This is a genomic window from Deinococcus roseus (assembly GCF_014646895.1).
Classification (GTDB): Bacteria; Deinococcota; Deinococci; order Deinococcales; family Deinococcaceae; genus Deinococcus_C; species Deinococcus_C roseus.
On the sequence record NZ_BMOD01000007.1, the window covers coordinates 208515 to 219189 of the forward strand.

Sequence of the window (10675 nt, forward strand, 5' to 3'; positions counted from 1 at the left end):
ACGGCAGTTCCCCAGGTGCAGCAGGTTGTGGGAAAATCAAAGCATGAAATGCCTCGTGGTGGTGCTGCTGGCCCTGTCGTCTGCTGGATTTGCCCAGTGCCTGACCCTGCCCCTTGAAGACCTGGCCTTGCAGGGTTTGAAAGCCGTGCCAGACGTGCAGGCCATTTCAGACCACCGGTTGAACGTCACCGATGCCGACGGCACCCTCAGGGCGGCTGCAGAGAGCAAAAACTGGGTGTTCGAGAACGGACAGGTGAAGGCTTTTTTTCTGCGCCACCTGCCAGATGGAGCAGAGGTGTTTCGCCAGGAGTACCAATATGACCGGGACAGGCTGGTGAACTCCCGTTTTTACTCGCACGGGGAGCTGAGCAGCGAAAGCAAACCCCTCTACGATGTGCAAGGCAGGGTCACACAGGTGGACACCACGCAATTGCCCTCCAGGTATTACGGGGCAGGGGGCAGGGTGTCGGACCGCTGTTTTTATGGAGCGAACACCATGACCGAAGTGTACAGCCACCCGCTCAAGGACCATCCCAGGGTGCAAGAAGCCCTCTGGAAAGCAGAGCATGTTTACCAGAACGGGCGGCTGGTGCAGCGCACCCTGTGGTTCTTTGATCAGCAGCAGTTCGTGTTTGCCCACGAGAACACCTACCGTTATGACCCGGCAGGCCGACTGGTGGAATGGACCGAAACATCTGAAAGCGGAGCCCTGTATGCAGAAAGCTACCGCTACGACCAGCAGGGCTTGCAGGTGCCTGCCGGATTTGAACAGGTGGATTATGTGCTGGACACCCGAAACAACTGGGTTCTGCGGACGGTGCGCCTGAAAGACGGCTCCATTTACCAGGAGAGCCGCAACATCCTTTACCGTCCCTGAAAAACGCCCCAGCCAGAAGGGCCTTCAGAGCACCCTGGTGCGGTACACACTGCGGATGCGTTGCAGCTCTGCGGGGACTTCCCAGGGTTCAGCCTGTGCTCTGTTGCGTTCCAGCAGAGGCATCAGGGGTCGCAGCAGGGCTTTTTCCACCTGCAATTCCAGCAAAGTGTGGTTCTCCTGCAAAGCGGCCTGCAAGGTGGGGAGGCTCTGCAAGGTCAGTCCTGTGCGGGTCACATCCAGCCTTCTGAGGGTGGTGTTGTGCTGCAGCAACTGGCCCAGCTCTGGTGCCAGCCGGTCACCAAGCACATTGCCCTGGGCATTCAGCACCCGTGTGGATGGGGCGTAACCCAGGTCCAGCACCTCCAGCGAGGGATGATTTTTGAGGGTCTGCAACAGCACTCTCGCTCCATCTTTTCCGATGCCGTTGCTGGCCAGCCCCAGTTCTTGCAGGGTGGTGTTGTGTTGCAGGGCTTCTGCCAGCACGATGGCCCCTTCGTCTCCCAGTTGACCCACCCCCAGCATCAGGGAACGCAGGGTCGGGTTGGCTTTCAGCACCTGGGCCAGTTGTTCGGCCTCTGCGGGTCCCAGGTGGTTGCCGCCCAGGTGCAGGCGTTCCACCGTGCGGTTTTGCTGGATCAACACCTCCAGGATGTCAGTGAGGCCTTTGCGGTCCGGAAGGGCCTGCACCAGATCCAGCACTTTTAAAGAAGGGGTCTTTTGCAGCATGCTGGCCACCGCTTTTGCGCCCCCCTCACCAATGGGGTTGCGTTTCAGCCACAGGGCCTCGATGTGGTCCTGGGCAGCAATGGCCTCACCGAGGGTGTGCATGCCTGCTTCCGTGATGTGGTTGCACCCCAGGTACAGGGTGTGCAGGGTGGAATTCTGCGCAACCAGTTCGGCCACCATGGCCACCCCCTCATCCCCGATGGCATCCGTGCCCAGCAAAAGCGTGTGAATCACGTTGTTTGCCAGCAAAGCTTCTTTGATGTGCCTGCAGCCCTCCACACCCAAATCCTGTTTGCAGAGGTCCAGCCGTCCATCTTCGGTGACGGTGCCTCTTGGGAAACGCTGGGGCGCAGCGTGATTCCCCAGCAGGTGATTGAGCAGGGGCTGCAATTCTGCAGCCGGGTAAGGCAGGTCGTGTGCAGTGTCCTGAACCGGACAGTGAATCGGGAATTCTTCCATGGGTTCACCCTCTTTGCCTTTCACCATTTTGCCCTTTCACCAGGGATACGGCTGGTAATCTTTCAGAAAACAACCCGAGAAAGGCATGGCCCCCTGCAAACCCTGCACAATCGGGTCGTACACGCGGGCCATGCCGTCCAGCACGTCCAGCGGGGTCACAAATCCCCCTTCGCGCAGGCGGGATTTCTTGGGGTGGGGGTTCTCCTCGGTGATCCATCCGGTGTCCACGGAGGTCATGTAAATCTGGTCCCGCACATAATCCTGGGCAGAGGTGCGGGTCAGCATGTTCAGCGCGGCCTTGGCCATGTTGGTGTGCGGGTGGAATTCGGTTTTGCTTTCCCGGGCAAACTGCCCTTCCATGGCACTGACATTCACAATGAAACGCCGCTCAAAAGGGGATTTTTTCAGCAGGGAGCGCAACTGCGACACCAGCATGAAGGGGGCCACGTTGCTGACCAGTTGCACCTCCAGCATCTCCAGGGTGCCCACCTGATCGGCAGTGTGGGTCCAGCTGTTCTGGGGTCGGAAATCCAGCTGCTGACCGTCCTGGTCCAGCTCTCCTGCTGGAAAGTAAGGGCTGAGCACCTGCGGAAGCGCTGCTGCAGACCGAAATTCCAGCGCTGCAGGTCCAGTTTCTGCAAACCGCAACACCTGTTGCCAGCTTTCTGGCAAAGACGCACGGGGCAGGTTTTCCAGAGGTTGCAAATGCGCATAGAACTCAGATGGGCGGCGCACCGTCTGGGCGGCATTGTTGATCAGGATGTCCAGGTGGGGCAGGCGTTTTTTGAGGTCTGCAATGAAGGCCTCCAGCTGGATCAGGTTGCGGAAATCCAGCCCATGCACCTCCAGGCGGTCTGCCCACACCGCAAAATCCTCCTCTGCAGCGAAACGCTTCACGGCGTCCTGCGGAAACCGGGTGGTGACGATCACCCGCGCGCCATCCCGAAGCAACCTCAGGCACAGCTGGTACCCGATTTTGATGCGTCCACCCGTGATCAGTGCTATGCGGCCCGTGAGATCTGCCCGCTGCAGCCTTTTCTGGTGGTTCAGGCGGGCGCACGCTGGACAGAGCAGGTGGTAAAAAAAGTGCACTTCGCGGTAGGGTTTCTTGCACACGTAACAGCGCTCAGGCTGGATGCGCTCCCCCACCGTGTCAGTGGCAGGTGTGGCAGGGAGGGCCTGGAGGGTCAGGGGAACCGAGGCGTCATTCACCTGAAACACCACGGTTTTTTCTTGCAGCAAACGGTCATGCTCCCGGATCTGCTGCTGGTTCTGGTTGCGGATTTCTTTTTTGGCTGCCTTGTAAATCTTGCTGACCAGGGTTTTTAAAGTCTGGTTGTCCGGGCTGCAAAAAGGATCGCGGGCCAGCACCTTCAGGACCCGGATGCAGGCCTTCCATTCTTCTTCTGTAAAAGGGAGCTTCTGGTCCATGTCAGGTCACCAAAGTCAAAAACATGCAGGCCAGTGGGACTTGAACCCACATCTCACTGCTTGCAAAGCAGCGCGCCTTTCCATTGGACCAGAACCTGCATGTTTTGGGGCAGCAGCAGGACTTGAACCTGCACCGTGTGCCTGTGCAGGGCACCATGCTTCTTTACACCAGACTGCCTGACCAGAATTCTAGCATGTGGTTTTATATCATGGCTGCATGACTTTGAAAAACCCATTGAACCTCTGGTTCCTCAATGAGAACCTGATCACATACCATCTGGAAGCAGGAATGAGGCTGCCCACAGAAACCACCCTGCAAGAACACCTTGCCAGAGTGGTCCGGCAACACGACAGGTTCCCCCATTACATTGAGCCTTACCAGCGTCACAAGCACGATTTTTCACCGATGGAACAGGGACTGGTGCAACTGGCCCTGATGGCTTCTCTGGCCCCGGTAGACTCGGACACCCTGCACAACTGGATCCGTGAGCTTCCTGAGGAACAGCGCGAAAAGACCCGGATTTTTCTGCTGCAGGCCCTCACCTTTGCACGCCCTTTTCACCAGGGGGTGTGGCTGGCCCTGCTCAACCACCTGCAGCATTACATCCCGGATGAAGGGGCAGCCTGCATCTTCCCGGTGTGGTACCAGTGGGGCCTGCAGCACCATCCAGATGCGCTTTTGGCAGCCCTCAACCATCCAGACTGGAGCCGGTGGAAGTCTTATGGATCTGTCCGCAAGCAGGCTGAATTCTGGGTGGTGGCAGCGCAGCCCATCCAGCACCCTGAATGCCTGCGTTACCTGCAAAATTTTCTACAAGCCCCAGACGGGGAGGTTCGGGAACAGGCCGCCCGCACCCTGCTGAACCTGGGCTGGAAACCCGCAACCCGGTCGCAGCAAGCCCGCATGGCGGTGGCCCTGCGCAACGAAAAAGCCATTCCCCATCTGGCCAGCAAAATGCAGCACGCCATTTCGGTGGTGCGGTTTCCCAACCCAAAGAGCCTGTACACCGCAGCAGATTTTGAGGCCTTCAATGCCCCAGAAATGGGTTTCTTTGTGGCCGTGATGGAAAACATCCCCCAGAAATCCTGGGAAAAGGTGGCCCTGATTGCCCGTTACAGCAGCAAATACGGCCAGAGGGCCAGAACATTGCTGGAACAGCAGAATTCAAATTGATGCAAAAACACCTGAGCGAAACTGCGGCTTATCTGGTGGCAAAACGCAAACTGAAAGCCGTGAAACATTTGCAGGACAAAATGCGGGTGGCCCTGCAAGTGATTGTGACGCCCCCTCAGGAGGACCGCTGTTGGGCAGGATTGCGGAAACGTTACGATCAGCCAGACATCCTGTATTTGCTGCAGGTCATGGAGAAGGTGCCAGCCTTGTTTGACCGATGGATGGTGGAACGCATTGCCAGCCTGCATGGAAAACACCATGAACGCGCCAGAATGCTGCTGGACCGTCACAAGATTTGAAACCTGATCCTGGTGGATGGGGGATCGAACCCCGCCTTGGCCTTGACAGGGCCACATGCATCCATTTACACCTGTCCAACCAGAAGCAGGCAGGGCGGGTGGGACTCGAACCCACAGGGCCATTCCCGTAGAATGGCGTGCTTCCATTGCACCAGCGCCCACAGAACCGGCAGGACTTGAACCTGCAACTGGGGATTATGAGTCCACCCGTCTTTCCAGTTGGACCACGGTTCCGCCTTTACCATAGCATCTGGTCCCCGTATAGTGGGAGCATAAAGAAGCGACTGAATGCCCTCAAACACCTTTTTCAAAAGGGGCAGCAACCGAAAGTTGTGCCCCAGTCTGCTGGGTTACAAACAAACCTTCAGGTCCAGCAAGCACAGGTCAGCCAGACCATCTTCCCCTTTCAACCCCAAAAACCAGCTCCTCCCCTCAGCAAAGCAGCCCTTCAGAGTGCGTATGCCATCCGGGGCCTTCTGCAATACAGGCCCTGGAGTGATCCAAGGCGCTGGGATGAACTCTCGGTTTCACTGAAAGACCTGGAAGACCCGCATGTGGCCCTCAGAACCCTACATGTTTTAAGGGAGTGGGGCATGGAGCAGCCTGAACGCTTGCATGCTGATCTGGTGCGTTTGCTGGACCTGCCCCGCTGGTGGGATGTGCTGCCAGGAAGCCCCTGGACTGGGGTGGCTCACCTGTTCAGTTTGACTTTGCAGGAGAAGCTGAAAGAAGAACACCGTGAGAAGCTGGTTCCCTTGCTGCAATCCAGAGACCCTCTGGTGCGTGAAGGGGGGGCAAGGCTGCTGAAAAAACTGGGCTGGCGTCCAGAGCGCAGGATCGAAACGGCCCGGTATGTGGTGGCGAAACGCAACCTCAAAGCCGTGCAGCATCTGGCCAACAAAATCCCCAGGGTGCTGCGTGAAGTCCTGCCTGCAGAGCGTTTTATGGAAACACAAGATGGGAAATGGGTTTTCCTGCCTGCAGATGACCGCCTGCCAGACCTGCAATTTGCAGTGCAGGCCCTTGCCGGCATCCCTCCTGCAAGCCCATCTCTGGAATTGCTGCTGGAAATCTGCGCCTGCAGCACCCGTTGCCGACAGGATGCCCTGACCTTGCTGAAAGCCGTTCCTGCAGACGACCCCTCATTGCAGACCAGAGGCGTACAGGTGCGCCTGCAGCACCTTTTGAACCTGTACTGGCTGCCCGACGTGGCGGTTCTGAGGCGCTTGCTGCTGGATTGATTGGGTGCAGGCCCACTCTACCTGAGGATGCCCTTTTCCCGCACCGCTTTGAGCCAGAGGGGAAATTCTGCCAGCATGCGGCTGTACAGCTCCTCGTCACTGATGCTGGAGAGGTCATCGATGGCAAAGAAACTGGCGTTGTCCACCACCCGTCCCGTCAGGGTGTCCAGTTTCTCCAGCACCCCGTAATTTCTGCCTCCCAGACCGATGAACTGGAAGAACATCGGGAAGTGCGCGGCTTCGCTGACGATGCGTTTGATTTCGGCGTTCTGGCTGACCCCGCCATCTGAAATGAACAGGATCAGCACGGGAACGCGGCTGTTTCTGTGCCGTTCCACCAGTGCGCTCAGGACGGGGGGCTCGTTGTTGGCGCGGCCCAGACCCAGCAGGAACCCACCGGATCTGTCCAGCACCGTGCGTCCCACGTAACCGCTGATGTTCTGCAATGTGACGTCTGCGGTGTGGTGGAAGTCGTGGGCGTAAAACCAGGTTTCCAGTTTGCCGTCGTCATCGAGGCGCATGGCCAGCACCCCCACCCGGTCCACCACCGCCTGCACGGTGCCACTGCGGTAGGCGTTTTTCATGCTGCCGGTGGCGTCCATCACCAGCACCACCTGGGCATGCACGTCTGCCACGCCTTTTTTCTGCAGGGTGACATTGACGGTTTTCACCAGGCTGATCAGGCGCTGTCCTTCCGGGTGGGCCAGCACTTTTTTCTCCAGGTCCACCCCTTTGCTGGATGGAGGGGGAGCAGGAGGAGTGGGGGCAGGTGGTGCTTCGATTTCTTCTCCGCCGTAATGCCTGAGCAGTTCCCCCAGGCCTCCCGAGAAACCCTGTCCCACCGCCCCCACCCGCCACTGGTCTTTCAGGTAGATTTCCAGAAAAATCAGGGCTTTTTCCTGCTGGAAGTCCGTTCCAGAAACCCTGAATTTCAGGATGTCCTGGTTTCCAGCCTTCAGGGTGAAGGTGCCTTCTGGCACATCCCGCATGGTGCCTGCACCATCGATGCTGACGGTGAACACCAGTTTTTTGATGCTGGCTGGCAAACGGGCAAGGTTCACTGCAAAGCGTTGCAGCTCTCCCATCTGACCGGGCAGGAGTTTCAGCGCACCTGCTGGGCTTTCCGGCTGGTTGAAGAAACAGAAGTAGGCATCGTCTGAAAGCTGGTCCTAGGCGTCCACCCCGAACAGGGTGGCATCCAGGGTCAGGTTCTGGGGGTTCTGGAAAACCAGGGTCACCGTCAATTCCTGGCTGGAAGTGAGCTGTGACAGGGGGATTTTCTGTCCTCTGCTGAAGTTTTGCATGGGGTCCTCTCTGGAAAACGCAAATTCAATTTATGCCTTTTGGAGCATGTTTGATTGTACGCAACCAGAGCAGGACCGGGGTGGCCTGAGGTCACATCAGACGGTGGGGTTCATGCGGGTGTCCCAGTGGATCTGGTGGTCAAAAATGAAGCGCTGGCTGTCTGATTTTTCCAGCCATTTCATGGCGGTGGGCATGAGCAAATCCCGAAACCAGCTTCCCAGGGGGCCTGCAGCTTTGCTGTTGTTGATGCGGGCGGCCCAGCGGATGATGCGTTCGATGCGCTGGCGGCGGGTTTTTTCAAAGAGGGCAAAGGCCTGCTCTGCGGTCTCTGCGTCGCGCAGGCACTGGGCCAGCACCACGGCATCCTCGATGGCCAGTGCGGCACCCTGTCCAGAGCTGGGGGATGGGGCATGGGCAGCGTCTCCGATCACCAGCATGCGGCCTTTCTGCCAGTGGGGCAGGTGGGGCAGCATGTGGATGGCTTTCATGGTCATCAGGTGATCGGTGTGGTGCAGCACATCCAGGATGGGCCCCTGGTCTTTTGCGTGCAACTGCAGCAGGTGCTGTTTCCAGTGTTCGCTGCCCAGGCATTCCACCTCTCCCCTGGCGGGTTCTCTGGGCCAGGGCACGTTGGCAAACCACCACACCTCGCCATTGGGTGCAGGGGCATATCCAAAAAAGCCCTTCTGGCCGTAAATCATTTCATAGCTGCCCACTGGAACATCCACTTTCACGTTCTGGACATAACCACCCGTGGTGAGCAGACCCGAATAGGTCGGTCTGGGCGCGTGAAGATCAATCACACTTCTGAGCACCGAATGCACCCCATCGCTGCCGATCAGAAGGTCTCCTGTGGCGGTGCTGCCATCTGAGAAGTGGGCTGTGACCCCTTCCGGGGTTTCGGTGGCATCGACAAGGTGCTTGCCGTGCACAAAGCGAACGCCTCGCCGCAAGGCTTCCTGATAAAGGGCCTCATACAGATCTGCGCGTTTGAGGGTGTGGCTGGAGGTGCCGTCTGGAAGTGGGGTCCCTGTGCTGGTTTTTCCCAGAAACTTTCCGGTGTGGCTGCGCAAAGTCAGCTCCGGGGTGGCAAAACCTCTTTTCAGCACCGGAAGGTCTGCCCGAATGACCCTGAGCGCCTGAATCCCGTTGGTGCTGAGCGTCAGGAAAGCCCCGATGCCCTCTGCGGTTTCTGCAGAGGATTCATAAAGGGTGGGCTGAAAACCTGCCTGCTGCAAAGCCATGCCCAGGGTGGGTCCAGCAATACCTGCGCCCACCACGATGATGAGGGTGTCTGGTTTCATGGTTTCTCCCTGTTCTCAGATTGCAGTTGTTCCCAGGGGTGTTGCCATTCTCTGACCTGGGGGATGAATTGCCTCACGAACTGGATTTCGGCTTCAAGCAGGACCAGACGGTAATCCTCCTCAATCAGGAAGAGGGGATGCACCCCGGATTGCAGGGTCTGGGTTCTGTACTGAACAGTCTGCTGGTGTTGCTCCTGCAGGTGAATCAGGCGTTTTCCCAGCAAGTCCAGCACTTCTGCAGGCGGCAGGGCAGCAATCAGGGCCAGAGCCGTCATGAACTGGGGGTATTCGGGCTGAGGCGTTTCGATGATTTCTTTCAGCCAGCTGTAGAGTTCTGTGCGTCCACTGTCGCTGATCTGGTAGGTGGTGCGCTCCGGTCGGTTCCCGGCCCGGTCGGTTCCCAGTTCCTGCACGAAGCCTGCTTTGTGCAGTTGCTCGACCACCATGTAAAGGGATCCAGGGTTGAATTTGATGCTGCGGTCGTCCTGGTGCTGTTTGAGCGTGCGGCTGAGTTCGTAGGGATGCATGGGCTGGCGGCTGAGGTAAGACAGCACGGCCAGCGCCAGCAGGTTGCTGACTTTGCGTTTCTGGGGCATACGCCTCCTTGATTGATTTTAAATATACGAAATCAAATACTCGATATCAACTATTTTGGGAAGGGCTTTGATCACGCTGGCGGATTGCAGTCAATCTGTCTTCTTCCGGTTCAGATGGGATTTATCATCACCTTCCCAGAACACCCCTTCTACGTCACGGAGCGTTCAGACAGTGAACCCAGACCCAAACCCGAAGGCCACCCGGACCTGAGCGACAAGTGGGTGGGGGCAGGACACCTGAGCGTGGGAGACAAACTCAAACAGGCCGATGGCACCCTGGGGGAAGTCCGTTACGTCAACACCATCCAGGAAACCAGGACGATGTACAATCTGGAGGTTGAGGAGGCCCACACCTTCTTCGTTGGAACCCAGGGCTGGTTGGTGCATAACTGCGGACCCAAAACCGCTAATGGTGCCACTCTAGAGCATCTTACAGAAGAAGAGATAAAGCGGATCCAAGCTTATGCTGATAAAACAGGTAAACCTGTTTATCTATTTGGCAGCAAAGCTAGTGGTAAGTCCTACACCACTGGAGATCCAGTAAGTGCCAAATCGGATTTTGATTACTACTTGCCAGGCTCAAACAGTGCTGACAGAAAGAAAGCTCTTGATAGACAATCTCCTTACAAGCTACCTAGGGGTACTGGGGGAGGGCAAATAGAAAATGGAAGAGAATCGGGCATAGATGCGTGGTCAACCGAACAGTTCCAGAAGAAAGGCTGGAGCATTGATGATAGGCCGCACATTGTCTTTACCCCCAAAGTGAAGTAGAAAGGATGATATGAAGACCGAAGTTGAGATTCTGTATCATGAATCAGATGGCATTGTGTTCAAGTCGGCTCTTAGGAGATTCCCCAGTATTGCACTCCAAGGTGATACCCTCTCATTGCTATATTTTAATATTGAGGAGCTGAAGGAAATGATCGATGCTAATAATATTGATATTGATGAGGCATCCTATCTTATAGATCGCATTTATAATGTTGTGGGACGTTTAAACGACATATATAATCAATTTGGTGAAGAGAAATAGTGTTAAGGCCCTCCCAAACGGGAGGGCTTTCCCTTTGCTTCCAGCCGAAGACCCAGCCGACCTCCAGTCGAGGGACTTCCCAGCTGTGGCATGAGCTTCAGCCGACCCGTGGAGTGATTCTGCAATAATTCTAGTCCAGGGGTGGTTTGTTGAGATGATTGTGTGTTAGGCCAGGCTCCCAGGTGGGAGAATGGACCTGTCATGCCCCCTCGAGTCGGTAAGCCTGATGA

Annotated in this window: 12 protein-coding genes, 4 tRNA genes and 1 pseudogene; 6 read left to right on the forward strand and 11 right to left on the reverse strand. The window is 56.9% G+C overall.

The window, feature by feature from the left end; translation table 11 throughout:
• Positions 1-43: 43 nt before the first annotated feature.
• The gene (locus IEY52_RS11805) at positions 44-877 is read left to right on the forward strand and encodes a hypothetical protein (RefSeq protein ID WP_189002888.1); all 834 of its coding nucleotides are present in this window, start codon (positions 44-46) and stop codon (positions 875-877) included.
• A gap of 24 nt (positions 878-901) precedes the next feature.
• Here the strand turns inward: IEY52_RS11805 and IEY52_RS11810 are convergent, their stop codons facing one another.
• The 4 genes from IEY52_RS11810 to IEY52_RS11825 all read right to left on the reverse strand — a co-directional run bounded on the left by IEY52_RS11810 (position 902) and on the right by IEY52_RS11825 (position 3671).
• Positions 902-2062: a leucine-rich repeat domain-containing protein gene (locus tag IEY52_RS11810; RefSeq protein ID WP_189002889.1), complete on the reverse strand. Its 1161-nt coding sequence runs from the start codon at positions 2060-2062 to the stop codon at positions 902-904.
• A 36-nt stretch (positions 2063-2098) separates the two neighbouring features.
• A complete protein-coding gene (locus IEY52_RS11815; protein WP_189002890.1) occupies positions 2099-3493 on the reverse strand; it encodes an SDR family NAD(P)-dependent oxidoreductase in 1395 nt (464 codons plus the stop codon).
• Between the two features lie 24 nt (positions 3494-3517).
• A tRNA-Ala gene (locus IEY52_RS11820) sits at positions 3518-3592 on the reverse strand.
• Positions 3593-3600: 8 nt separating this feature from the next.
• A tRNA-Cys gene (locus tag IEY52_RS11825) sits at positions 3601-3671 on the reverse strand.
• Positions 3672-3710: 39 nt separating this feature from the next.
• Here IEY52_RS11825 and IEY52_RS11830 point away from each other — a divergent pair.
• Positions 3711-4667: a HEAT repeat domain-containing protein gene (locus IEY52_RS11830; protein ID WP_189002891.1), complete on the forward strand. Its 957-nt coding sequence runs from the start codon at positions 3711-3713 to the stop codon at positions 4665-4667.
• The gene (locus IEY52_RS11835; protein ID WP_189002892.1) at positions 4667-4966 is read left to right on the forward strand and encodes a hypothetical protein; all 300 of its coding nucleotides are present in this window, start codon (positions 4667-4669) and stop codon (positions 4964-4966) included. The genes IEY52_RS11830 and IEY52_RS11835 overlap by 1 nt, the downstream gene beginning before the upstream one ends.
• A 91-nt stretch (positions 4967-5057) precedes the next feature.
• Here IEY52_RS11835 and IEY52_RS11840 read toward each other — a convergent pair.
• Both IEY52_RS11840 and IEY52_RS11845 read right to left on the reverse strand, forming a co-directional pair.
• Positions 5058-5126 (reverse strand) — tRNA-Arg (locus IEY52_RS11840).
• A 1-nt stretch (position 5127) separates the two neighbouring features.
• Positions 5128-5200: transfer RNA gene (locus tag IEY52_RS11845), tRNA-Met, on the reverse strand.
• A gap of 359 nt (positions 5201-5559) precedes the next feature.
• On the opposite strand from IEY52_RS11845, the gene IEY52_RS11850 reads away from it, so the two are divergent.
• The gene (locus IEY52_RS11850; protein WP_189002893.1) at positions 5560-6207 is read left to right on the forward strand and encodes a hypothetical protein; all 648 of its coding nucleotides are present in this window, start codon (positions 5560-5562) and stop codon (positions 6205-6207) included.
• A 17-nt stretch (positions 6208-6224) separates the two neighbouring features.
• Here IEY52_RS11850 and IEY52_RS11855 read toward each other — a convergent pair whose 3' ends face one another.
• From IEY52_RS11855 to IEY52_RS11865, 5 genes and pseudogenes are all read right to left on the reverse strand, one after another.
• A complete protein-coding gene (locus IEY52_RS11855) occupies positions 6225-6935 on the reverse strand; it encodes a vWA domain-containing protein (RefSeq protein ID WP_268239726.1) in 711 nt (236 codons plus the stop codon).
• Positions 6936-7013: 78 nt separating this feature from the next.
• A pseudogene (locus tag IEY52_RS26950) lies at positions 7014-7361 on the reverse strand (TerD family protein); the annotation flags it as partial.
• Positions 7362-7376: 15 nt separating this feature from the next.
• The gene (locus IEY52_RS26955; RefSeq protein ID WP_268239724.1) at positions 7377-7511 is read right to left on the reverse strand and encodes a hypothetical protein; all 135 of its coding nucleotides are present in this window, start codon (positions 7509-7511) and stop codon (positions 7377-7379) included.
• A 96-nt stretch (positions 7512-7607) separates the two neighbouring features.
• A complete protein-coding gene (locus IEY52_RS11860; protein WP_189002895.1) occupies positions 7608-8816 on the reverse strand; it encodes an FAD-dependent oxidoreductase in 1209 nt (402 codons plus the stop codon).
• On the reverse strand, positions 8813-9412 hold the full coding sequence (locus tag IEY52_RS11865) for a PadR family transcriptional regulator (RefSeq protein WP_189002896.1): 600 nt from the start codon (positions 9410-9412) through the stop codon (positions 8813-8815). Before IEY52_RS11865 ends, IEY52_RS11860 begins: the two co-directional genes overlap by 4 nt.
• Positions 9413-9424: 12 nt before the next feature.
• Between IEY52_RS11865 and IEY52_RS11870 the strand changes: the two genes are divergently transcribed.
• Positions 9425-10183: a polymorphic toxin-type HINT domain-containing protein gene (locus IEY52_RS11870; RefSeq protein WP_229684752.1), complete on the forward strand. Its 759-nt coding sequence runs from the start codon at positions 9425-9427 to the stop codon at positions 10181-10183.
• Positions 10184-10193: 10 nt separating this feature from the next.
• Positions 10194-10445, forward strand: coding sequence for a DUF6959 family protein (locus IEY52_RS11875; protein WP_189002897.1), 252 nt, complete (start codon positions 10194-10196; stop codon positions 10443-10445).
• Positions 10446-10675: the final 230 nt, after the last annotated feature.

Excerpts from the sequence above, each read along its gene's own strand:
- IEY52_RS11805 (WP_189002888.1), top strand. The coding sequence starts at position 44 with ATGAAATGCCTCGTGGTGGTGCTGCTGGCCCTGTCGTCTGCTGGATTT.
- IEY52_RS11810 (WP_189002889.1), bottom strand. The coding sequence starts at position 2,062 with ATGGAAGAATTCCCGATTCACTGTCCGGTTCAGGACACTGCACACGAC.
- IEY52_RS11815 (WP_189002890.1), bottom strand. The coding sequence starts at position 3,493 with ATGGACCAGAAGCTCCCTTTTACAGAAGAAGAATGGAAGGCCTGCATC.
- IEY52_RS11830 (WP_189002891.1), top strand. The coding sequence starts at position 3,711 with ATGACTTTGAAAAACCCATTGAACCTCTGGTTCCTCAATGAGAACCTG.
- IEY52_RS11835 (WP_189002892.1), top strand. The coding sequence starts at position 4,667 with ATGCAAAAACACCTGAGCGAAACTGCGGCTTATCTGGTGGCAAAACGC.
- IEY52_RS11850 (WP_189002893.1), top strand. The coding sequence starts at position 5,560 with ATGGAGCAGCCTGAACGCTTGCATGCTGATCTGGTGCGTTTGCTGGAC.
- IEY52_RS26955 (WP_268239724.1), bottom strand. The coding sequence starts at position 7,511 with ATGCAAAACTTCAGCAGAGGACAGAAAATCCCCCTGTCACAGCTCACT.
- IEY52_RS11860 (WP_189002895.1), bottom strand. The coding sequence starts at position 8,816 with ATGAAACCAGACACCCTCATCATCGTGGTGGGCGCAGGTATTGCTGGA.
- IEY52_RS11865 (WP_189002896.1), bottom strand. The coding sequence starts at position 9,412 with ATGCCCCAGAAACGCAAAGTCAGCAACCTGCTGGCGCTGGCCGTGCTG.
- IEY52_RS11875 (WP_189002897.1), top strand. The coding sequence starts at position 10,194 with ATGAAGACCGAAGTTGAGATTCTGTATCATGAATCAGATGGCATTGTG.